The organism is Cellulophaga geojensis KL-A, from assembly GCF_000568425.1.
GTDB classification, from domain to species: domain Bacteria; phylum Bacteroidota; class Bacteroidia; order Flavobacteriales; family Flavobacteriaceae; genus Cellulophaga; species Cellulophaga lytica.
Window position 1 is genome coordinate 32,554 of the sequence record NZ_ARZX01000004.1, and the last position, 23,868, is coordinate 56,421.

Annotated in this window: 15 protein-coding genes; 10 read left to right on the forward strand and 5 right to left on the reverse strand. The window is 33.0% G+C overall.

What is annotated here, in order from left to right; genetic code table 11:
- Positions 1–21: 21 nt before the first annotated feature.
- Positions 22–456, reverse strand: coding sequence for a hypothetical protein (locus KLA_RS04735; RefSeq protein ID WP_034644379.1), 435 nt, complete (start codon positions 454–456; stop codon positions 22–24).
- A gap of 454 nt (positions 457–910) precedes the next feature.
- Between KLA_RS04735 and purL the strand changes: the two genes are divergently transcribed.
- A complete protein-coding gene (gene purL / locus KLA_RS04740) occupies positions 911–4,570 on the forward strand; it encodes a phosphoribosylformylglycinamidine synthase (protein ID WP_034644488.1) in 3,660 nt (1,219 codons plus the stop codon).
- Between the two features lie 106 nt (positions 4,571–4,676).
- Positions 4,677–5,159: a CIA30 family protein gene (locus KLA_RS04745; protein WP_034644381.1), complete on the forward strand. Its 483-nt coding sequence runs from the start codon at positions 4,677–4,679 to the stop codon at positions 5,157–5,159.
- A 5-nt stretch (positions 5,160–5,164) separates the two neighbouring features.
- On the opposite strand, the gene KLA_RS04750 is transcribed toward KLA_RS04745, so the two are convergent.
- On the reverse strand, positions 5,165–5,617 hold the full coding sequence (locus tag KLA_RS04750) for a hypothetical protein (RefSeq protein WP_034644382.1): 453 nt from the start codon (positions 5,615–5,617) through the stop codon (positions 5,165–5,167).
- Entirely contained in the window at positions 5,614–6,171 is a 558-nt protein-coding gene (locus KLA_RS04755; protein ID WP_013622110.1) for a hypothetical protein, read from the reverse strand. The genes KLA_RS04750 and KLA_RS04755 overlap by 4 nt, the downstream gene beginning before the upstream one ends.
- A gap of 130 nt (positions 6,172–6,301) precedes the next feature.
- On the opposite strand from KLA_RS04755, the gene KLA_RS04760 reads away from it, so the two are divergent.
- Positions 6,302–6,952, forward strand: a complete 651-nt coding sequence (locus tag KLA_RS04760; RefSeq protein ID WP_034644383.1) for a DinB family protein — start codon at positions 6,302–6,304, stop codon at positions 6,950–6,952.
- A gap of 65 nt (positions 6,953–7,017) precedes the next feature.
- Here KLA_RS04760 and KLA_RS04765 read toward each other — a convergent pair whose 3' ends face one another.
- Positions 7,018–9,609, reverse strand: a complete 2,592-nt coding sequence (locus KLA_RS04765; RefSeq protein WP_034644385.1) for a DUF6923 family protein — start codon at positions 9,607–9,609, stop codon at positions 7,018–7,020.
- 428 nt (positions 9,610–10,037) lie between these two features.
- On the opposite strand from KLA_RS04765, the gene KLA_RS04770 reads away from it, so the two are divergent.
- From KLA_RS04770 to KLA_RS04795, 6 genes are all read left to right on the forward strand, one after another.
- Entirely contained in the window at positions 10,038–11,807 is a 1,770-nt protein-coding gene (locus tag KLA_RS04770; protein ID WP_034644386.1) for an AMP-dependent synthetase/ligase, read from the forward strand.
- Between the two features lie 167 nt (positions 11,808–11,974).
- A complete protein-coding gene (locus KLA_RS04775; protein ID WP_013622106.1) occupies positions 11,975–12,409 on the forward strand; it encodes a MarR family winged helix-turn-helix transcriptional regulator in 435 nt (144 codons plus the stop codon).
- A gap of 28 nt (positions 12,410–12,437) precedes the next feature.
- Positions 12,438–14,843, forward strand: a complete 2,406-nt coding sequence (locus KLA_RS04780) for a 3-hydroxyacyl-CoA dehydrogenase/enoyl-CoA hydratase family protein (RefSeq protein WP_034644387.1) — start codon at positions 12,438–12,440, stop codon at positions 14,841–14,843.
- 79 nt (positions 14,844–14,922) lie between these two features.
- Positions 14,923–16,113 (forward strand): acetyl-CoA C-acyltransferase, encoded by a 1,191-nt coding sequence (locus KLA_RS04785; protein WP_034644388.1) that lies wholly within the window; start codon positions 14,923–14,925, stop codon positions 16,111–16,113.
- A gap of 125 nt (positions 16,114–16,238) precedes the next feature.
- Entirely contained in the window at positions 16,239–18,047 is a 1,809-nt protein-coding gene (locus tag KLA_RS04790) for an acyl-CoA dehydrogenase family protein (RefSeq protein WP_013622103.1), read from the forward strand.
- Between the two features lie 177 nt (positions 18,048–18,224).
- Positions 18,225–19,640 carry a pyridoxal phosphate-dependent decarboxylase family protein gene (locus tag KLA_RS04795; protein ID WP_084470678.1) on the forward strand — a complete coding sequence of 472 codons (1,416 nt, stop codon included), beginning with the start codon at positions 18,225–18,227 and terminating at the stop codon, positions 19,638–19,640.
- Between the two features lie 58 nt (positions 19,641–19,698).
- Here KLA_RS04795 and KLA_RS04800 read toward each other — a convergent pair whose 3' ends face one another.
- Complete coding sequence (locus KLA_RS04800; RefSeq protein WP_013622101.1) at positions 19,699–21,501, reverse strand: glycoside hydrolase family 15 protein; 1,803 nt, start codon at positions 21,499–21,501, stop codon at positions 19,699–19,701.
- A 102-nt stretch (positions 21,502–21,603) separates the two neighbouring features.
- On the opposite strand from KLA_RS04800, the gene KLA_RS04805 reads away from it, so the two are divergent.
- Entirely contained in the window at positions 21,604–23,811 is a 2,208-nt protein-coding gene (locus KLA_RS04805; protein WP_013622100.1) for a bifunctional alpha,alpha-trehalose-phosphate synthase (UDP-forming)/trehalose-phosphatase, read from the forward strand.
- Positions 23,812–23,868: the final 57 nt, after the last annotated feature.

The window sequence follows — 23,868 nt, forward strand, 5'->3', positions numbered from 1 at the left end:
TTCCCAAATACAAATTATCAATTATAATCCAATCCTAACGCTAGGTACTCTAACGCCAACATTAGTCCTTACTACAGTTGAGCGTCTTGGAGCTCTTCTGTAATTATTATAGCTATAATAAAACGTAGCATGACTGTGGTAATGGTCACTATGATGACAGTGAGAATCACAATGTGCAGCGTGTTCTGCATACGCATCTCTCTTACCCTTCATATACGCTTTATAAGCCTTTCTATCTCTTTTCTTTAAGTTTTTCTCATATGCCTTTTGGTCTTCCCAAAATTCTTCCTCATCTTCTACAGCTATTTCTGTAGACTGTTCATAAGCGGCATCTTCTTTAGCTCTTTGTTCATAGTAAGATAGTTTTTCTTTTTCTGTAACTTCTTTCTCTTGCCCTACAACAGTAAATGTTACTGTCATTAAAATTGCTGTAAATAAAAAATGTACTTTTTTCATAAAATTTGGTTTTTAAAATGTTATTACAACCATTAATAATGCTGCAATACACTCTTAAAACAATCAACACTAAAAAAACCCTACTTTATTTTTCAAAAAAAAAATTATCTACCACATAAGTTACTTAACAAACAACAACTATACAATGGTTTACAACATATAATTTATAAAACTAGATATTGGTAATACATTAGCAGTATAATTAGTCAGAATAAATTTTTCATTTTCATATAGTGTTCTCGTAAAAAGAGTCTTGTTTTTGCCGACAAGACTCTTTTTCATTTTAGATTCTTTTAAACACAAACTAGTCATTTCTTTATTAAAGAATAAAACGTAAACTAGAGATAGAAGAAATTAACAATCACCACTAAAAACTGTTAACTATTCTTGTGAAAATTTACACTTAAAAAGTGTAAATTTGTGGCTTGTTAAACAAAACAACACAAGAGCTACAATGATTCACTTTTTCGGAGACCAAACCAGCAAAGTTTTTGCTGTAGAAACCAAAAATAATCTTACACAAGAAGATATTTCTAAATTAATATGGCTTTTTGGCAACAATCCTAAAATAAATGCGGCGTCTCTTGACGCCTTTTTTGTTGGCCCAAGAGCAGCAATGATTACTCCTTGGAGTACCAACGCTACTGAAATTACCCAGAATATGGGTATAAAGGGCATTATAAGAATTGAAGAATTTTTTGCTTCTACAGCAGAGGCAAAAGATTTTGATCCAATGATATCTCAAAAATATACTGCTTTAACTCAAGATATTTTTACAATAGCTATTACACCAGAAGAAGTTTTACCTATTGATGATATTGCAGCCTATAACCAACAAGAAGGCTTAGCATTAAGCAACGAAGAAATTGAATATTTAGAAAGCGTAGCTACTAAAATTGGAAGAAAATTAACAGATTCTGAAGTTTTTGGTTTTAGTCAAGTAAACTCTGAACACTGTAGACATAAAATTTTTAACGGCACATTTGTAATAGACGGACAAGAAAAACCTTCTTCTCTATTTAAGTTAATAAAGAAAACATCTCAAGAAAACCCAGGTACAATTGTATCTGCTTATAAAGATAATGTTGCTTTTATTAAAGGCCCAACGGTAACACAATTTGCTCCTAAAACAGCAGATAAACCAGATTTTTATACTGAAGAAGAATTTAATTCTGTTATATCATTAAAAGCAGAAACTCACAATTTCCCTACTACCGTAGAGCCTTTTAATGGTGCTGCTACTGGTTCTGGAGGTGAAATTAGAGACAGGTTAGCTGGCGGAAAAGGTTCTTTACCTTTAGCTGGGACTGCGGTTTATATGACTTCTTACTCTAGGCTAGAAGAAAACAGGCCTTGGGAAAAAGCAATGGAAGAACGTCCTTGGTTGTACCAAACACCAATGGATATTTTAATAAAAGCATCTAACGGAGCATCAGATTTTGGAAACAAATTTGGGCAACCATTAATTACTGGTTCTGTTTTAACTTTTGAGCATCAAGAAGATGCTCGTAAACTTGGGTTTGATAAAGTTATTATGCAAGCTGGTGGTATTGGTTATGGTAAACATACCCAAGCTTTAAAAGATGAACCTAAAGATGGCAACAAAATAGTAATTCTTGGTGGAGACAATTACCGTATTGGTATGGGTGGCGCTGCTGTATCTAGTGCAGACACAGGAGAATTTGCTTCTGGCATTGAACTAAATGCAGTGCAACGTTCTAACCCAGAAATGCAAAAAAGAGCAGCAAATGCCATACGTGGTTTGGTAGAAAGTAATGAAAACCCAATAGTTTCTATACATGACCATGGTGCAGGCGGACACTTAAACTGCTTGTCTGAACTTGTTGAAGATACAGGCGGACATATAGATTTAGATAAATTACCTGTTGGCGACCCAACACTTTCTGCTAAAGAAATTATAGGTAATGAGTCACAAGAACGTATGGGACTTGTTATTGGTAAAGATGATATGGGCTTGCTAGAACGTATTGCAGAACGTGAACGTTCTCCTATGTACGAGGTTGGTGAGGTTACAAACAACCATAGATTTACTTTTGAGTCTAAAACCACAGGAGAAAAACCTATGGACTTGGCTTTGGAAGATATGTTTGGTAGTTCTCCTAAAACTATAATGACAGATACTACTGTAACTCGCAACTACCAAGATCCTAATTACTCATTAGAGTTTTTTCATGATTATTTAGAACAAGTTTTACAGTTAGAGGCTGTTGGTTCTAAAGATTGGTTAACAAATAAAGTAGACCGTTGTGTTGGTGGCCGTGTTGCTAAACAACAATGTGCAGGCCCACTACAATTGCCACTAAACAACTGTGGTGTAATGGCATTAGATTTTAAAGGTAAAGAAGGTATAGCAACCTCTATAGGGCACTCTCCTATTTCTGGTTTAATAAACCCTGCTGCAGGTAGTAAAAATAGTATTACAGAAGCATTAACTAATATTGTTTGGGCTCCTTTAAAAGATGGCTTAAAATCCGTTTCTTTATCTGCCAACTGGATGTGGCCTTGTAAAAACGAAGGTGAAGATGCCCGTTTGTATGAAGCTGTAGAAGCTGTATCTAATTTTAGTATTGCCCTAGGTATTAACGTACCAACAGGTAAAGATTCACTTTCTATGAAGCAAAAATATAAAGATGAAGAAGTTATATCTCCTGGTACAGTAATTATTTCTGCTGCCGCAAATTGTAATAATATAAACCAAGTAGTAGAACCTGTTTTACAGAAAAATAGTAATGCTATTTACTATATAAATTTATCTAAAGACAGCTTTAAATTAGGTGGTTCTTCTTTTGCGCAAACACAAAATAAAATAGGAAATAGCACTCCAAATATTACCGATGCTGCTTATGTAAAAACAGTATTTAACACACTACAAGACGCTATTAAAGCTGATAAAATTAACGCAGGACATGATGTTGCCTCTGGCGGTTTAATTACAACTCTTCTAGAAATGTGTTTTGCTGATGTTAATTTGGGTGCCAACTTAGACTTATCTGCTTTAGAGGAACAAGACACTATTAAATTATTATTTGCTGAAAATGCCGGTGTTGTTTTTCAGGCAGATGCAAGTGTAGAAACGTTATTTGCTAATGCTGGTGTAACTGCTATTAAAATTGGTACTGTGGTTGAAGAAGCTACGTTAACCATAAAAAATAATGGTATGGAAATGGGCTTAAACGTAACATCGTTAAGAGATACGTGGAGCAAAACGTCATACTTATTAGACAATAAACAAACGGCTAATAATTTAGCTAAAGACAGGTTTGATAATTATAAAAACCAGCCTTTACAATATACTTTCCCGGCCAATTTTACAGGTAAATTACCTGTAATAAACGGAGAAAGACCAAAAGCAGCTATTTTACGCGAAAAAGGAAGCAACTCTGAGCGTGAAATGGCAAATGCAATGTATTTAGCCGGTTTTGATGTAAAAGATGTGCATATGACCGATTTAATATCGGGACGTGAAACCTTAGAAGATATTCAGTTTTTAGGAGCCGTTGGTGGTTTCTCTAACTCAGATGTACTTGGTAGTGCAAAAGGTTGGGCTGGCGCAATCAAATATAATGAAAAAGCCAATAAAGTAATAAACGACTTCTTTAAAAGAGAAGACACTTTATCTGTTGGTATTTGTAACGGTTGCCAGTTATTTATGGAGTTAGAACTTATTAACCCTGAGCACGAGCAACACGGAAAAATGACATATAACGATTCTCATAAACACGAGAGCAACTTTACCTCTGTTAAAATTGAAGAAAACAATTCTGTAATGCTTTCTACTTTAGCGGGTACTACATTGGGCGTTTGGATTAGTCATGGCGAAGGTAAATTTAGCTTACCACAAAATAAAGAAGACTACAATATTGTTTCTACCTATGGTTATGAAGGTTACCCTGCAAATCCAAACGGTAGTGATTTTAATACTGCTATGTTGTGTGACAAAACAGGAAGACACCTAGTAACAATGCCACATATAGAGCGTTCTACGTTCCAATGGAACTGGGCAAATTACCCAACAGACCGTAAGGATGATGTTACGCCTTGGTTAGAAGCATTTACAAATGCCAGAGAGTGGATCTTAAAACAAAAAGGATAATATTTCTTTTTAAATCATAAAGTAAAATCCCGTTTCTTAGTTGAAACGGGATTTTTTATGCTTGATAAAACAACTTATCTTCACACTGCAAAACTCATTAATCCATATGAAAACTATTACCGACTTCACTTCTTCAACAGACTCAAAAGAATGGCATACCATTACAGATGCTGTCATGGGTGGTGTATCTAAAAGTAATTTTGAAATTACAACAGATAACATCGGTCTTTTTAGTGGTTACGTATCGCTAAAAAATAATGGTGGTTTTGCAATGGTTAAACATCATACTACTGCATATTGCAAAGATTTTACTACTATTTGTATTACACTAAAGGGTGATTGTAAAGCATATCAAATTAGAATAAAAGAAAACACAGCAACTAAACATTGGTTTATTGCTCCTTTTACAACAAATGGAGAGTGGCAATCCATAGAAATTAAACTAAGTAATATGTATGCAATGTTTAGAGGAAATAAGGTTGATATTCCTAATTTTAATGGTGATAACATTAACGAAATAGCCTTTTTAATTGGCAATAAAACAGCAGAAGATTTTAAATTAGAACTTAAAAGTATTGCTTTAAAATAACAATCTTACTTTTTTAAGCTTCGTTTATTTATTAGTCTTTTTAGCTGTAAAAAACCGTTTGTTACATTCCCTTTATTTACTACAATTGGTATTGCCAAGGTTACCAAAAGAGCTATACAAGCGGCAGAGCCTAATCCGCCTCCAAAGCCTGTAAACAATTTACTCGTATTTAAATAAAGTATTGTAAATATTGCTCCAGATACGCCTATTATCCAATAGCTCTTTACAAGCTTAGAAGATACCATACCTATAAAAGAAGCTCCAAAACATACCAGTGGAATATTCTGTGATAAATAACTTGTTAATACATTTGGAAACAACAAAACAAATAAAGCAGAAAAAACACCTACCAATGCAGATGCTCTAACAGCACTTTGCTTGTATTTAAATTGAAGTAAATAAGTTAGTATAGCAGATAAACTACCTGCAAATATTACTATAAAGTGTGCTATTTTCATTTTGACAATAAAAAAGTTATAAAAAAAGCCAATACTACACCACCAAAAGCCAATGTACCAAGCTTACCTCCTACTCCGTGAAAACTATCTTTAGAGCCTACTAAAAGTAAACCTGTAAATACACTTGCTAATGCTATAAAAACATAATCTGGCGCTACACTAACATTTGTCATACCCACAAACGCTCCGCAATAAACAGCGGTTGGTATGGTATTTACTACCGTATTATTTTTAATTAAATTAGGAACAAAACTAACAAGCAAACCTACTGTTGAAGCTGCCAAAACGGTAGAGAAATTAAAGGTTGTGTGCAATACATAAGTTATTATTGCTCCCAAAAAAACAAAGGCAACAGTTAAAAAATGCTCAAAAGTGTGACTTTTTGCACTTACTGGTGTCTTTTTATAAGTTACTAGCAACAAAACCAATGCTAAAATTAAAAAGCCAAAAACTAAATAATTGTTTTGCTTTTCAAAAAGAATTGCAGCCAAGAAACCTAAATGACAAAGGATAATTAAACTAAAAGTAAGCTGTTTTACACGCTTCTTAATCATACTATTAATTTTCAAGTTGCAAAAATAAATAATATAACAAGTATATAACCATTTAATACGGATAAAGAAGGATGATATTTATGTTCAAATGAATTTTGTAACTTACCTAAATAATCATCAATCTATAAATATGAAAAACGAAGAGCAAAACAGTAGCAGAAGAGCTTTTATTAAAAATGCTTCTTTATTAACAATGGGCACAAGTAGTTTATTAGCATTTCCTTTGGGTAAACCAACAACTATGGTAACGCAAGAGTCAGATATTAATATAATTGGTCCTAAAGAAGGGTATAGTCCACAAATTGGGACTTTAGTTTCTATGATGACTTGGATGCGTATGGTAATATTAGCACCTGTACGCAATATGAGTGTTTCAGATTTAGACTACTTAGTAGATGAAAATGCAAATTCTATTGGCGCAATGCTTATGCACTTAGCAGCAACAGAACGTTTTTATCAAATACATACCTTTAATGATAAAACCTGGGGAGACTGGCCTAAAGAAGATAAAAAAAGATGGAGTATTGCTTCTGGTTTAGGAGATAATGCACGAAAAAAAATTAAAGGAAACGAGCTGAGTTATTATTTAGACGCATTAGATGAAGTAAGACAAAATACATTAAAAGAGTTTGCTAACAGAGATGATAAGTGGTTGTTAAAAGTTGATGAAAATTTTCCTTGGGGCCCAACAAACAACTACTGCAAATGGTTTCACGTTTGTGAACACGAGTCTAACCATAACGGACAGTTTAAGTTTATAAAAAGCAGAATACAAGCCTAAAAAACAAAAAAGCAGGATTGTAAAAATCCTGCTTTTTTTTGCAATGGTTTGTGTAAATGGTAGTGTTATTTTTTTATCAATTTTCCGCTCCAAATAGCATTATTAGAACTAATTAACTTATATAAGTATACACCAGATGCCAAACTTGACACATTAACATCTATACTATTTTGTCCTTGTTTTGCATCACCTACAATAGTATAAGCAGGCATTAAAGTTCCGGTAATAGTATAAAATTCTAATGTATAAGTGCTTGCCATTTCTTCATAAAAATATAAAGTAGTAGCTTCCTCTACAGGGTTAGGCAGTAAAATAGATTTAGTTCTGTTTTTTTCTAAGTAAGCGTTTCTTTCTTCTGTATTGTTAAAGTCAATATCAGACAATTGCAATTCTTTTTCTTGCAAGCTACCGTCAGCAGACTTTAAGTTAAACAACAACACTTTAAGTGAACTAAAATCTGTGTTACCTCCAAATTCATTTTTAAAATCGGCATCTTCTAACACATAGCGCTGAGCTTCACTTGTTAACTCTACTGTTGTTATATATGGCTCTCCAGAACCTTTTAATAGTTTTACCTCTAATGTTCCTGTACCAGAAGCTGTAAACGATAGCTGTTTGTATTCTGACAAGTCTACGGCCAAAAACCTAGGATTAAATGCTCTGTATGTACCTATATATTCTTGTGTTGTTCCTTTTAAATGCACATTACGCTCTATTCTAAATCCGTCTCCTAAATAAGGTGCGCTATTCTGTGCTATTTCATATTTTGTAACCTCTGTAGAAGCAGTAGAACTATCTACACCCCAAGGAGCATCTGCTACAAATAAATCATCTGGTGTATCTCCTTTTTCATTTTTTAATCTAAAACCTAAATCAAATAAAGAACCAGTTTCTACAGTAACAGTATCTATATACCTATCTAATGAAGCTTGTAGTGTTACAAAGTCTGTTTCACTAGTTTCTGTACGTTTTAAACCACCTTCTAAAGTCATTTGTTTAGATACGTTTGTGTTTACAACCGTCATCTCTACAGTACCTTTGGTATATTTTGCAGATCTAACAAAAACTGGTGGTGGCGCAGATCCTTTATACCCTTCTATTGCTGCATTAGCTTCTAATAAAGATAAAATTTCTTCTGCCATAACAACCAAATCATCTACAGAATTAGACCATATTTGAAAATTGTAAAACATACTTTCTTTTTCATAGGCATCAATATTCCAATGAGACTCTATTGTAAAACTATTATTTGAGTTAACTTTTGCAGAGAAAGACAAAGCAAATTCCTTGCTGCCATCTGCCTGCTTAATTATAGATTTTATAAAGTTATTATCTCTAATATTTAAGTTTGATACAGAAAGTAACTCTGCTCCTAAAAAACGATCACAAATAAACTTACTATGCTCATAAACAGTATTGTCTGTTTTAATAACCATTAAAGCTCCAATAGTTTGGTCTCCTTTTAAATAATCTACAGAAAAAATATCACTAGCATTAGTTAGCTCTAATAAATCTGCCGGAGAAGATTCTATTGTACTAGTTTCTCCTAAAACATTTAATGGTACAAGAGCAGACAATGGTATATTATCACTAGTATATTTTCCGCTTAGTTTATAACCTTTGTCTTTGGTAATTTGTTTTGCTTTTGTTTTATCAAAAATATAATTGTTTTTAGCTCTATTGTAATTTCTGTTGGTAATAAGGTTTGCTAGTCTATCATTACTCTCTAAACCTCCATCATTACCACCAGATGTAGTTGTAATTACCGGACATAAGCTAATACCAGAACAAGAAGGGTCATCACAATCTACAAGTCCGTCTCCGTCATCATCAATTCCATTAATACAATCTTCTTGTGGCACAGGAGCTGTAGGGCAACGCGCCCCATCATTAGAAGAACTTGCTGGACCAAAAGCAAAAATATTAGACACCATTACATTGGCTACAATTGTATGAACTGCGTTAATTTTATAAACAGAACCTGTTTGGTTTGCAGAAATATATAGGTTACCATCTACATCAAAATAAACAGCACCATATGTATAATTAAAACCTGCTAATACAGGCACTTCACCTAAATCTTCTACAACACCTGTTTCTGCTGTAATTCTATACAATCTATTTGTTCCTTTACTAACTGCATATAATTTACCATCTACAGCATTAAAAGCCCAATCATGAATACTAATGCTTTTATCTAATGTATAAGACCCTATGTACTCTAAATAATTGTTAGATTCAGGATTTAAGTCTATTGCATAATAAGAAGAAGAACCGGCTCTTAAGTAATAAATACCATCTAAATTAATATCTCCTACATACTTATTACCATTATTTGGTAATTCTGCAATGGTATGTACTGTAGGCGTAAAATCTTTACCTATTTGTACTATAGATATTTGCGGTGTAGACAAATATCCCCAAATATAACCATCTGCAGAGTTGTATGCTGCTGCATTTATATTTCCTGGCACAACATCTGCCGCTACTAAATAAGAGCTTCCTGATGCTAAATCTAGGGCATAAATATCATTTGTTTGAAATAAGTATGCATTATAATCGCACTCAAAAGGTTCAGACTGTGCAGTTGTATTTAAAGTACAACAAACAACTATAAGTAGTAAAAAGTAGGTTCTTAATGGTAAAAATTTAGTCATAATTAATGATTTGGGGCGTTAATTAATTACAACAAAAATGCTGCTTTGGTTCTTATTTTATTAGTAAGATAAGATTAAAGGCTTTTATAGTGCGATAAAATGCAGTTAACTGTAGACAAACGGTAATCTGCCTTAAAAACCTTAAAAAATAGACACTTAACTAAAAATTATAACATTTAATTAAAGATTTTCGATTCTTAATTTTTGTATTTTAGATATATGATTTTGTAAAATTTGTTGTAAAGTGGCTGTTAAAGAAAACAATTGTTCATTTTATTGCAATTTTAACAAAATGTTAACTTGTTATATTTTAGCATTTTACTAATTCAGACTAAGAAAATAATAGAATTTATAGTGTTTTTTTACGAATCTAATTTTAAAATAAGCATTCCTTTTCTTAATTTGCAACTCTGATACAATCAATTCTTATGCAAGAAGTAACTAGATTATTTGATTTTCCTTACTATCAATTAAAAAAATACAACCTACAACAATCATTAGCTACAAAATATGATGACAAGTGGGAATATATGTCTACCCAAGAGTATGTAGACAAAGCAAATACAATGAGTAGAGCACTGTTAAGGTTAGGTGTTTCTAAAAATGACAAAATTGCTGTAATATCCTCTACCAACAGAATGGAATGGAATGTTATGGACATTGGAATTCTTCAACTTGGTGCACAAAACGTACCTGTTTACCCAACAATTTCTGAAGAAGATTATGCATATGTACTGAATCATTCTGAAGCTAAATATTGCTTTATTTCATGTACAGATGTTTTTGAGAAAATAAAAAAAATAAAAGACCAAGTACCTTCACTTATAGAAATTTATTCTTTTGACAGTTTAGAAGGATGTAAAAATTGGTCTGAAGTATTAGATCTTGGTATTGACGAGTCTAACCAAGCAGAAGTAGAAAAATTAAAAGATGACGTTAAGCCAACAGACTTAGCTACATTGATATATACTTCTGGTACAACAGGAAGACCAAAAGGTGTTATGCTATCGCACAACAACCTTGTTAGTAATGCTCTAGAAAGCTTTAAGAGAATACCTATAGAACTGGGTAAATCTAGAGCTCTTAGTTTTTTACCATTATGCCACGTATATGAGCGTATGTTAATTTACCTATACCAATATTGTGGTGCAGCCATACATTATGCTCCTATAGATCAAATTAGTGAGTATGCACAAGAAGTACAACCACAAGTAATGACGGCTGTACCTAGATTATTAGAAAAAGTATACGATAAAATTATTGCCAAAGGAACAGCTTTAACTGGCATAAAAAAGAAACTATTCTTTTGGGCTGTAGAGGTAGGTTTAGAGTATAAACCTTACCAACAAAATGGCTGGTGGTATGAGAAAAAATTAGGTTTAGCACGTAAATTAATTTTTAGCAAATGGAAAGCTGCCTTAGGTGGCCAAGTTGCTGTTATGGCTTCTGGTAGTGCCGCACTACAACCAAGACTTGCACGTGTATTTAACGCAGCTGGGTTTGGCGTTATGGAAGGTTATGGACTAACAGAAACATCTCCTGTAATATCTGTAAACGATATGCGTAATGGCGGATTTAGAATTGGTACCGTAGGTAAGCCATTAGAACGTACAGAAGTTAAAATAGCAGAAGACGGAGAAATTTGTATTAAAGGCCCACAAGTTATGATGGGGTATTACAAAGATGAAGCTAAAACTTCTGAAGTACTTATAGACGGCTATTTTCATACTGGCGATATAGGAGAAATAGATGCTGATGGATTCTTAAAAATTACAGATCGTAAAAAAGAAATGTTTAAAACATCTGGTGGTAAATATGTAGCCCCACAATTATTAGAAAACAGATGTAAACAATCAAGATTTATAGATCAAGTAATGGTAATTGGCGAAGGTGAAAAAATGCCTGCTGCTTTTATTCAGCCAGATTTTGATTTTGTAAAAGAATGGGCTAAACGTTACAACATTACAATAACTAGTAATGAAGACTTGGTTACAAATGAAAAAGTAATAGCACGTTTTCAAGAAGAAGTTGATGCTGCCAACGAAAACTTTGCCAAATGGGAAAAAATTAAACAATTTAGACTTACTCCAGATATTTGGAGTATTGAAGGCGGCCACGTTACTCCTACCCTAAAATTGCGTAGAAAAATAATTAAAGAGAAATACAAAGCTCTTTACAACGATATTTACGGATACTAACTTTTATTTAGCTGCTAAGCCATAAAACCTTAGCAGCTAAACATCTACAAAACACATTACCATACATATACTTAATGTTAAGTATATATTAAGCTCGTATTTTTTTATAAATTTATTATGCATGCATAATAAATTTTACTATATTTGGTAACCTATTCAAATTACAAATGAAAGAGATTACCATAGATTATGCTTTAAGAGAAACTTGGCTATCAGTAGCTAAGATGTATAATGAAGAAGCTAAAAACCATAATAATACAATGGCTATGGCTTTTACACTATTAAGCATAGACCCAAAAACAGGTACCGCATCTACTGCACTTGGTCCTAAAATGGGTATGGAAGCCACTAGTTTGTCTAGAATACTAAAAAGCTTAGAAGCAAAAGAATTTATAGTACGTAAGCCTAACCCTAATGATGGTAGAGGTGTTATTATACATTTAACAGAACTTGGTTTAGAAAAAAGAACTTTATCTAAAGAAACCGTTTTTCAATTTAACAGCGCAGTTAAAGCTAATATACCTGAAGAAAAATTAAAACATTTTTTTGAGGTAACAGAAACAATTAATGCGCTTATAGCTAAAAAAGAAATTTTTAAATAATATAACTAATTAATAGGTCTAAATAAAAATGAACAAACACATTAAAAAAATAGCCATTATTGGCTCTGGTATTATGGGTAGTGGCATTGCCTGTCACTTTGCAAATATTGGTGTAGAAGTGCTATTGTTAGACATTGTTCCTAGAGAACTAAACGACAAAGAAAAAGCAAAAGGCTTAACACTAGAAGATAAAGTGGTAAGGAACAGATTGGTAAACGATGCTTTAACTGCATCTTTAAAATCTAAACCTTCTCCTATCTACAGTCAAAAATTTGCAAGCAGAATAACAACTGGTAATTTAGAAGATGATATTGCCAAGGTTGCAGACGTAGACTGGATTATGGAAGTTGTTGTTGAAAGATTAGACATTAAACAACAAGTTTTTGAAAAACTTGAAAAATACAGAACACCAGGAACGTTAATTACATCTAACACATCTGGTATTCCTATTAAATTTATGAGTGAAGGACGCTCTGAAGATTTTCAGAAAAACTTCTGCGGTACTCACTTTTTTAACCCTGCACGTTACTTAAACTTATTTGAAATTATTCCTGGACCAAAAACTGATGCTGCGGTATTAGAATTTTTAAATGGTTATGGAGAAAAGTTTTTAGGTAAAACATCTGTAGTTGCTAAAGACACACCTGCTTTTATTGGTAACCGTATTGGAATTTTTAGCATACAAAGTTTATTTCATGCAGTTAAAGATTTAGATTTAACTATTGAAGAAGTAGATAAATTATCTGGACCAGTTATTGGTCGCCCTAAATCTGCAACTTTTAGGACCGTAGATGTTGTTGGGTTAGATACCTTAGTACACGTTGCAAATGGTATTAGAGAAAATTGTCCTAATGATGAGCGTTTAGAGCTTTTTAAATTGCCAGACTTCATTAATACAATGATGGAGAATAAATGGTTAGGAAGTAAAACCGGACAAGGATTTTATAAAAAAACTGTTTCTGCAGAGGGTAAAAAAGAAATTTTATCTCTGGATTTAAATACATTAGAATACAGATCTGCTAAAAAAGCAAAATTTGCAACTTTAGAACTTACTAAAACAGTAGATAAAGTTGTAGACAGATTTAAAATACTAGTAAAAGGAAAAGATAAAGCTGGTGAATTTTACAGAAAAAGCTTCACTGCTTTATTTGCATATGTATCTAACCGTATTCCAGAAATTACAGATGAATTGTATAAGATTGATGATGCAATGAAAGCTGGTTTTGGATGGGAACATGGTCCTTTTCAAATTTGGGATGCAATTGGTGTTGAAAAAGGAATTGAATTAATGAAAGCAGAAGGTTTAGAGCCAGCTGCTTGGGTTAATGAAATGATTGCTTCTGGTAGCACATCATTCTACTCTGTAAAAGATGGTGCATCATATTTTTATGACATTCCATCTAAAACACAAACTAAAATTCCTGGTCAAGATGCGTTTATCATTCTAGACAACATCAGAAAAACATCTGAAGTATTTAAAAACTCTGGCGTTGTAGTTGAAGATTTAGGTGATGGTATACTTAATGTTGAGTTCCAATCTAAAATGAACACTATTGGTGGTGATGTTTTAGCAGGTTTAAATAAAGCTATTGATTTAGCCGAAAAAGATTTTGCTGGATTAGTAGTAGGTAACCAAGCTGCAAACTTCTCTGTAGGTGCTAACATAGGTATGATATTTATGATGGCTGCAGAACAGGAGTATGATGAGCTTAATATGGCTATTAAATATTTCCAAGATACTATGATGCGTATGCGCTATTCTGCAATACCAACTATTTCTGCTCCTCACGGTATGGCTTTAGGTGGTGGTTGTGAGTTATCATTACACGCAGATAAAGTAGTTGCTGCTGCAGAAACTTACATGGGACTTGTAGAGTTTGGTGTTGGTGTTATACCTGGTGGTGGTGGCTCTAAAGAAATGGCTTTAAGAGCATCTGACCTTTTTAGTAAAGGAGATGTACAGTTAAATGTATTGCAAGAGCATTTCTTAACTATTGGTATGGCAAAAGTATCTACTTCTGCTTATGAAGCTTTTGATACTAACCTATTGCAGAAAGGAAAAGATATAGTTGTAGTAAACAAAGCACGCCAAATAGCAGTTGCTAAACAACACGCTAAACTAATGGCAGATATGGGTTACACACAACCTGTAAAACGTAAAGATGTAAAAGTACTTGGTAAACAAGCATTAGGTATGTTCCTTGTTGGCACAGATTCTATGGAAGATAGTAATTACATTAGTGAACATGACCATAAAATTGCAAATAAACTAGCTTATGTAATGGCCGGTGGAGATTTATCTGAGCCTACCCTAGTAAGTGAGCAGTATTTATTGGATTTAGAACGTGAAGCATTCTTAAGTTTATGTACAGAACGTAAAACGTTAGAAAGAATTCAGCATATGTTAACTAAAGGTAAACCACTTAGAAATTAGAACCAAGAACGTAGATGCAAATTTTCAGGTAAATTAACCTAATTTTTGACTCTTATTTCTATTAATTTTAAAGAAAAAAATGAAAACAGCATATATAGTAAAAGCATACAGAACCGCAGTTGGTAAAGCTCCAAAAGGCGTGTTCCGTTTTAAAAGAACAGATGAATTAGCTGCAGAAACCATTAAACATATGATGAGTGAACTGCATAGTTTAGATCCAAAGCGTATTGATGATGTAATAGTTGGTAACGCAATGCCAGAAGGGTCTCAAGGATTAAATATGGCACGTTTAATCTCTTTAATGGGGTTAGATATTGTAGATGTTCCTGGAGTTACAGTAAACCGTTTTTGCTCTTCTGGTATAGAAACAATTGGTATGGCTACTGCAAAAATACAAGCCGGTATGGCAGATTGTATTATTGCGGGTGGTGCAGAAAGTATGAGTAGTGTTCCAATGACAGGTTTTAAACCAGAATTAAATTATGACATAGTTAAGGCTGGCCATGAAGATTATTACTGGGGAATGGGAAATACTGCAGAGGCTGTTGCAAAGCAGTTTAAAGTTTCTCGTGAAGACCAAGATGAATTTGCTTACAACTCTCATATGAAAGCGTTAAAAGCACAAGCAGAAGATCGTTTTCAAGACCAAATAGTGCCAATAGACGTAGAACAAACTTATGTTGATGCTAATGGTAAAAAAGCAACAAAAAAGTATACCGTAACTAAAGATGAAGGTCCACGTAAAGGAACCAGCAAAGAGGCCCTAGCTAAATTACGTGCAGTATTTGCTGCTGGTGGTAGCGTTACTGCGGGTAACTCGTCTCAAATGAGTGATGGTGCTGCTTTTGTAATGGTAATGAGTGAGGATATGGTTAAGGAATTAAACTTAGAGCCAATTGCTCGTTTAGTAAACTATGCAGCTGCAGGTGTAGAGCCTCGTATTATGGGTATTGGTCCAGTTAAAGCCATTCCAAAAGCATTAAAGCAAGCTGGTTTAAAACAAGAAGATTTAGGTTTAATAGAGTTAAATGAGGCTTTTGCTTCTCAATCATTAGCTGTAATTAGAGAATTAGATCTTAATCCTGATATTATAAACGTAAATGGTGGAGCAATTGCATTGGGGCACCCATTAGGTTGTACAGGAGCAAAACTTTCTGTTCAACTTTTTGATGAAATGCGTAAACGTGATATGAAAGGTAAATATGGAGCTGTTACAATGTGCGTAGGTACAGGACAAGGAGCTTGCGGAATATTTGAGTTTCTTAATTAAGAAATTCAAATAAATTAAATATCAGAAGAAAATAAACAAATACAAAAATGATTTCAAGTTTCAAATCCAGACTTAAGCTGTCTTGATTCTTGGTTCTAGAAATCTTAAAATCTAATAAAAAACAAATGGCAGATACAGAAAAAGATATCCTACGTGGAGGTCAATTCTTAGTAAAAGAAACAAATTGCGAAGACGTTTTTACTCCTGAAGATTTTTCAGAAGAACAAACAATGATGAAAGAAGCGGTAGCTGAATTCAACGAACGTGAAATTATAGCACACAAAGCTAGATTTGAAGCTAAAGATTATGCATTAACAGAAGAAGTTATGCGTAAAGCTGGTGAATTAGGATTTTTAGGTGTTGCTGTACCAGAAGCTTATAATGGCTTAGGAATGGGCTTTGTTTCTACAGTATTAACGTGTGATTATATCTCTAGTGGTACAGGGTCTTTTAGTACTGCTTTTGGTGCACATACTGGTATTGGTACAATGCCAATTACTTTATATGGTACCGAAGAACAAAAACAAAAATACGTTCCTAAATTAGCTACTGGTGAGTGGTTTGGTGCTTATTGTTTAACAGAGCCAGGTGCAGGATCTGATGCTAATTCTGGTAAAACAACTGCTGTTTTATCTGAAGACGGAAAATCATACAAAATTAACGGTCAAAAAATGTGGATTTCAAATGCAGGTTTCTGTAGTTTGATGATTGTTTTTGCCCGTATAGAAGATGATAAAAATATTACTGGTTTTATTGTTGAATATGATCCAGAAAACGCTAACGGTATTACATTAGGTGAGGAAGAACACAAACTAGGTATTAGAGCTTCTTCTACAAGACAAGTTTTCTTTAATGATACTGTTGTTCCTGCAGAAAATATGCTTGCAGGACGTGGCGAAGGTTTTAAAATTGCTATGAATGCATTAAACGTTGGACGTATTAAATTAGCAGCTGCTTGTTTAGATTCTCAACGTAGAATTGTAACAACTGGCGTACAATATGCTAACGAGCGTAAACAATTTAAAACTCCTATTTCAGATTTTGGGGCTATTAAGGTTAAAATTGCTGAGATGGCTACAAATGCATATGCTGGTGAGTCTGCAACATACAGAGCTTCTAAAAACATAGAAGACCGTATTGCAATGCGTGAAGCTGCCGGTAACACACACCAAGAAGCAGAACTTAAAGGTGTAGAAGAATACGCTATAGAATGCTCTATCTTAAAAGTAGCAGTATCTGAAGACGTACAAAATTGTGCAGATGAAGGTATTCAAATATTTGGTGGTATGGGATTCTCTGAAGAAACACCTATGGAAGCTGCCTGGAGAGATGCACGTATAGCACGTATTTACGAAGGTACTAACGAAATTAACCGTATGCTTTCTGTAGGTATGTTGGTTAAAAAAGCTATGAAAGGTCATGTAGATTTATTAGGACCTGCTAGTGAAGTTCAAAAAGAACTAATGGGTATTCCTTCTTTTGAAACTCCAGATTACTCTGAGTTGTTCTCAGAAGAAAAGGAAATGATTAAGAAATTAAAGAAAACGTTCTTAATGGTTGCTGGTGGTGCAGTACAAAAATACGGGCCACAATTAGAAGATCACCAACAGTTGTTAATTGCAGCTGCAGATATTTTAATTGAAATTTATATGGCAGAATCTACTATTTTAAGAACTGAGAAAAATGCTAAACGTTTTGGTGAAGAATCTCAGAAAACTCAAATTGCAATGTCTAAGTTGTATTTATACAATGCAGTAGATATTATAGAGAAAAAGGGTAAAGAAAGTATTATTTCTTTTGCTGAAGGTGATGAACAACGTATGATGTTAATGGGACTTAAACGTTTTACGAAATATCAAAACTACCCAGACATAGTTGATTTACGTAATGAAATTGCTGAAAAAGTAAAGGCAGAAAACAAATATTGTTTTTAACATATAAAAACGTATATTTACAATAGTTATAACCTACAAAATGGAAGTTATAACAAAAGATTGACTAATTCAAATTGAAGCTTACAAGGCAGAGATTTAACAAAACCATCAGTTTAACTGATGGTTTTTTATTTTTAAAAGAACTAATTTTACATCACATATTTTAACTGCAGAATATTGAAAAAATTAGTTGAAGCATATAGTCCAGAAGACTTTAGAAAAAGAGGTCATGATCTAATTAATGAATTAGCAGACCATTTTGAAAACACCCTACAAAATAAGAACAACAAAACCATACATTGGAACCAGCCAAAGGATGAACACCTTTTCTGGAAAGACTATTTAGAAAACGGTAATGAGGAAAACTTATTTAGCACCATTATTAGCCACTCTATACATGTACATAACCCTAAATATATTGGGCATCAAGTAACGCCAACTTTACCAATTACGGCTTTAAGTGCCTTAGTAAGTGCCTCATTAAACAACGGTATGGCTGTTTATGAAATGGGTGTTGCTGCTTCTGCTATAGAACGTATAGTAACAGATTATATTTGCAAGAAAGCAGGCTATACACAAGCCGCAAATGGCATATTAACTTCTGGTGGTACGTTAGCTAATTTAACTGCACTGCTTACAGCACGCAAAGCAAAAGCACCTACAAATGTATGGACAGATGGCAGTACAAACTCACTTGGTATAATGGTGAGTGAAGAAGCCCATTATTGTGTAGACAGAGCCGCTAGAATTATGGGATTAGGTGATGCTGGAATTATAAAAATACCTTCTACCAAAAATTTTAATATGAATATTACTTTGCTTGAAGAGTATTATAATAAGGCAAAAGACAAAGGCATAGAAGTTTTTGCTATTATAGGTAGTGCGCCATCTACATCTACAGGAATTTATGATGATTTAGAGGCTATTGCAACATTTAGCAAACAAAAAAATATATGGTTTCATGTTGATGGTGCACACGGTGGCGCTGCAATATTTTCTAAAACCCACAAACATACTGTAAAAGGCATAGAAAAAGCAGATTCTATTGTTATAGATGGACACAAAATGATGATGATGCCAGCTTTAACTACTGCCCTACTCTTTAAAGATGGCAACACATCACACGCTACTTTTAGTCAAAAAGCAGATTATTTATTAGAAGAATCTAAAGAAGAAGATTGGTACAATATTGCCAAACGCACGTTTGAGTGTACCAAGACAATGGCTAGCATACATTGGTATACTATTTTAAAAACTTATGGAGAAGAAATTTTTGATGAATATGTAACTACGCTTTACAACTTAGGGCTTCAATTTGCAGAAATGATTATTGCAAATCCAAATTTTGAAATTGCAGTGCAACCAGCATCAAATATTGTTTGTTTTAGGTACATTAATCCTAATTTATCAGAAAAAGAAACAAACTCTTTAAATGAAAAAATTCGTCAGTCTATATTAGAAAAAGGAGAATTTTATATTGTACAAACAAAACTAAGAGGCATACACTACTTACGTGTTACTATTATGAATCCTTTTACAACAAAAACGCATTTGCAACAATTACTAGAACGTGTATTAGAAGAAATTAACTAAAACAAAACCCTTATCTTTTTTGTAGATAAGGGTTTTGTTTTTAATGTAAATATAAGAGTTATTCTCGCATAGATTCCAGCACTTTTTCATCGCTCTCTTTAGCAGAAAAATTAAGTGCACATTCTATTAATGCTAAATGAGAATATGCCTGAGGGAAATTACCTAATAGTCGTTTTGTTTTAAAATCTACATCTTCACTAAACAACCCTAAATGGTTGCTATAGCCTAGCAACCTATCAAAATACATACGTGCTTTTTCTTCTTCACCTATTTTAAACAAACTATTAATAAACCAAAAAGTACAAATAGTAAATGATGATGATGGCAACCCAAAATCATCTTCATTTTTATACCTATACAACAAGCCATCATTACATAAGTTGTTTTCTATAGCTTTAACCGTTGCAACAAACTTAGGATGCTTGGCGTGTATAAATCCGTAAGATTCCATTAATAAAACAGATGCATCTAAATACGTAGACCCATAAGATTGTGTAAAGGCATTAACTTCATCATTCCAAGCGTTTTCTAAAATATCTTTTTTAATTGCTTGCTCTAACCTTGTCCATTTTTCAATCTTGTGAGATTTGTTAAAAATACGAGCTACTTTAATGGCTCTATCAATTGCAACCCAACATAAAACTTTTGAAAAAGTAAAATGACGATCTTCTGCTCTAAACTCCCAAATACCCTTATCTGCCTCTTTCCAGTGTTTATCTACTATCCAAACAATACCCTTTGTTATTCCCCACAAATCTTCTCCGTTTTCCAAATCGGTAGAAAATTTTACAAGCTGCTCATAAATAACATCCATAAGAATGCCATAAATATCATTCTGCTTTTGCTTATATGCAGCATTACCAACACGTACAGGTTTAGATCCTTTATAACCATCTAGGTGCTCTAATGTTTCTTCAGTAAGTTCTTTTTCGCCATTAATACCATACATAATTTGCAATTTTTCATCCTTATCTGGTATAAGGTTTATTATAAATTGCAAGTACCTTTTGGCTACGTTTTTATGTCCTAGTTCAGACATTACTTTTATAACCATAGAAGCATCTCTAATCCAACAAAAACGATAATCCCAATTTCTTACCTCGCCAATAGTTTCTGGTAAAGAGGTAGTTGCTGCTGCTAAAACAGCTCCAGTTTTATCGTAAGTTAATAGTTTTAAAGTAATTGAACTTCTATTTATTTCAGTATTATACAAATGATACTTTGGTATTTTTCCGCTCCAATTTAACCAGTATACCTTGGTACGCTGTTGTTCTAAATATACTTTTTTAACACTTGGTGAAAATATTTTTTCGTTGTAGCCAAATAAAAAATAACCGTCTTCTGTAAGTTCAATTTCATTACCACTTACTACACGCTCTTTATTAAAAGATGTATATAAAAACACAGTATCAAATTTTTCTCCGTGTGTTAAACTGGTAATAAAATCTTTTTTTATGTATGTTTTTGTATCACTAGATGCATACTCTAACTTTGGGTTATACAACACTTTAAAAGTTGGCTTACCAGACACATACCTTAGGTAACGTATAATTTCTGGCGGAGAGTAATATGAGCCATCTTCTAGCTTATACCTTGGCATAAAATCTCTTACTTCAAAAATATCATTTCCGTTAGTATATGTAGTAACTAATATTGCTGTTTGTGATATATAATTTTGCGTAATTTTATAGTCGCTATTCGTTAGGATTTCAAAACTACCGCCTTTATTTTTATCTAAAATTTTAGCAAAAACTGAAGAAGAATCAAACGCAGGCAAACAGCTCCACTCTATTGCACCATTCTTAGATATTAAGGCTGCACTTCTACAATTTCCTATAATTCCGTAGTCTAAATTATCCATATAATAAATTAGGGTTAAACATTTCTAATTAGTAGGTTTTATTACCAATTTTATCGAAATTTATACAAAAAACAATTAAATTCTACCAAAAAAGAGCGATTTATGAGTAAAACTATCATTATCTCAAATAGACTACCAGTACAATTAGAAATTCATAATAATGAAATAAAAACAACACCTAGTGTTGGCGGATTGGCAACAGGTATGAAATCTGTACACTCTGGAAGCAATGATTTATGGATAGGATGGAGCGGTTTAACTGATGAAAATATACCTAAAAACTTAGAAGAAAAAATTGATACAACTTTAAAAGATCATGGCTGTGCTAAAGTAAAACTAAACGCTGAAGAGGTAGACGGCTTTTATTTTGGATTTAGTAACAGAACCATTTGGCCTTTATTTCATTATTTTTTAGAGTACTCTGAGTTTGAGCTTAACAATTGGGAAATATACAAAGCAGTAAACCAAAAGTTTGCTGACGCAATTATAGCTAAAGCTGATGACGATGATATTATTTGGGTACATGATTACCAATTAATGCTTGTACCACAAATGGTTAAGGATAAAAAGCCAGACATATCTATTGGTTTCTTTTTACACATTCCTTTTCCGTCTTATGAAATTTTTAGAACACTACCTTGGCGTGAAGAAATTTTACGCGGATTAATGGGATCAGATCTAATTGGTTTTCATACGTATGACTATGAGAGACATTTTTTAAGTTCTGTTAGACGTTTGCTTGGCTTAGACGTAAGTTTTAATGAAGTACATATAGAAAACCGTATTGTTAAGGTAGATTCTTTTCCTATGGGAATAGACTATAAAAAGTTTAGTGAAGCTGGTAAAGCAAACTCACTAAACATTACTGAAAATCAGTCCGATTTTCAACAACGATTAAACGCCCACAAAGAATCTACTAAAGACGCTAAGCTAATATTATCTATAGATAGGTTAGATTATACCAAAGGTATTGCAAAAAGACTAAACGCTTTTGAGTATTTTTTAAACAAACATCCTGAGTATAAAGAAAAGGTAAGACTTATAATTTTAGCTGTTCCATCTAGATCTAACGTACCACAATACCAACTTTTAAAAAAGGAGGTTGATGAATTGGTTGGTAGAATTAATGGAGAATTTTCTACAGTAAACTGGACACCAATTTGGTATTTCTACAGGTCTATGCCTTTTGAAAACTTAATAGACTTATATACTTCATGTGATATTGCTTGGTTAACTCCAATACGTGATGGAATGAACCTTGTTGCTAAAGAATATATTGCCACTAGAACAGATAAAACAGGAGTGCTAATTTTAAGCGAAATGGCTGGTTCTGCTAATGAAATGAATGAATCTTTACTAATTAACCCTAATAATTTTGAACAAACAGTTGCTGCATTACAACAAGCAATTAATATGCCTGTAGAAGAACAGCAAGAGCGTAATGATATTTTACAAAAAAGATTAGAACGTTATAATGTTGAAAAATGGGCAAATGATTTTATAAATTCATTAAAGGAACAAAAGGAAAATAGCATCTCATACGTGTCTAAAAAATTAGGCACAGAACTTTCTGTAGTTGTTGAAGAAAAATATAAAAAAGCGCAAAAAAGACTTCTTTTTATAGATTATGATGGCACCTTGGCCGCTTTTAAAAACGACCCCCAAAAGGCTAGTCCGGATGAAGAGTTATATGCATTATTAGACAATATAGCATCACAACCAAATACAGATATGTATTTAATTAGTGGTAGAGACAAAGAAACTTTTACCAAATGGTTTTTACATAAAAAATATAATATGATTGTAGAGCATGGTGTTTGGATTTCTCAAGAAGGAGAAGAATTTAGGATGCTAGAAAATGTAAAAAAAGAATGGATGCAGAAAATTCATCCTGTTTTAGAATCTTTTGTAGACCGTACACCTGGTAGTTTTATTGAAGAAAAAAACTATTCTTTAGCTTGGCACTACAGAAAAACAGATCCAGACTTTGGAAACAAAAGAGCAACAGAATTAAACACAGTGCTAACCAGTTTAATTGCAAATGATGATTTAAGTGTTTTAAACGGTAATAAAGTAATGGAAATTAAAAGTAGTAACGTAAACAAAGGTCGTGCTGCAATGCGTGTTTATAATGATGATACTTACGACTTTGTTTTTGCTATTGGTGATGATTGGACAGATGAGTTTATGTTTCAAGAACTACCAGAAAGTGCCATTACTATAAAAGTAGGACACCAAAAAACACAAGCAAAATACTATTTAGATGGTACTACAGATGTACGCAAACTATTAAAACGCTTTATAGATTAATATTTAGGGTTTAGGTTTAGTATTTTTGTACGACCAACCTAAAACTTAAAATTAATA

What these genes read in the sequence shown, in the direction of transcription:
- purL (WP_034644488.1), top strand. Translation starts at nt 911, where the DNA reads ATGATTCACTTTTTCGGAGACCAAACCAGCAAAGTTTTTGCTGTAGAA.
- KLA_RS04775 (WP_013622106.1), top strand. Translation starts at nt 11,975, where the DNA reads ATGAAAGAGATTACCATAGATTATGCTTTAAGAGAAACTTGGCTATCA.
- KLA_RS04735 (WP_034644379.1), bottom strand. Translation starts at nt 456, where the DNA reads ATGAAAAAAGTACATTTTTTATTTACAGCAATTTTAATGACAGTAACA.
- KLA_RS04755 (WP_013622110.1), bottom strand. Translation starts at nt 6,171, where the DNA reads ATGATTAAGAAGCGTGTAAAACAGCTTACTTTTAGTTTAATTATCCTT.
- KLA_RS04785 (WP_034644388.1), top strand. Translation starts at nt 14,923, where the DNA reads ATGAAAACAGCATATATAGTAAAAGCATACAGAACCGCAGTTGGTAAA.
- KLA_RS04805 (WP_013622100.1), top strand. Translation starts at nt 21,604, where the DNA reads ATGAGTAAAACTATCATTATCTCAAATAGACTACCAGTACAATTAGAA.
- KLA_RS04745 (WP_034644381.1), top strand. Translation starts at nt 4,677, where the DNA reads ATGAAAACTATTACCGACTTCACTTCTTCAACAGACTCAAAAGAATGG.
- KLA_RS04770 (WP_034644386.1), top strand. Translation starts at nt 10,038, where the DNA reads ATGCAAGAAGTAACTAGATTATTTGATTTTCCTTACTATCAATTAAAA.
- KLA_RS04780 (WP_034644387.1), top strand. Translation starts at nt 12,438, where the DNA reads ATGAACAAACACATTAAAAAAATAGCCATTATTGGCTCTGGTATTATG.
- KLA_RS04765 (WP_034644385.1), bottom strand. Translation starts at nt 9,609, where the DNA reads ATGACTAAATTTTTACCATTAAGAACCTACTTTTTACTACTTATAGTT.
- KLA_RS04800 (WP_013622101.1), bottom strand. Translation starts at nt 21,501, where the DNA reads ATGGATAATTTAGACTACGGAATTATAGGAAATTGTAGAAGTGCAGCC.
- KLA_RS04760 (WP_034644383.1), top strand. Translation starts at nt 6,302, where the DNA reads ATGAAAAACGAAGAGCAAAACAGTAGCAGAAGAGCTTTTATTAAAAAT.
- KLA_RS04750 (WP_034644382.1), bottom strand. Translation starts at nt 5,617, where the DNA reads ATGAAAATAGCACACTTTATAGTAATATTTGCAGGTAGTTTATCTGCT.
- KLA_RS04790 (WP_013622103.1), top strand. Translation starts at nt 16,239, where the DNA reads ATGGCAGATACAGAAAAAGATATCCTACGTGGAGGTCAATTCTTAGTA.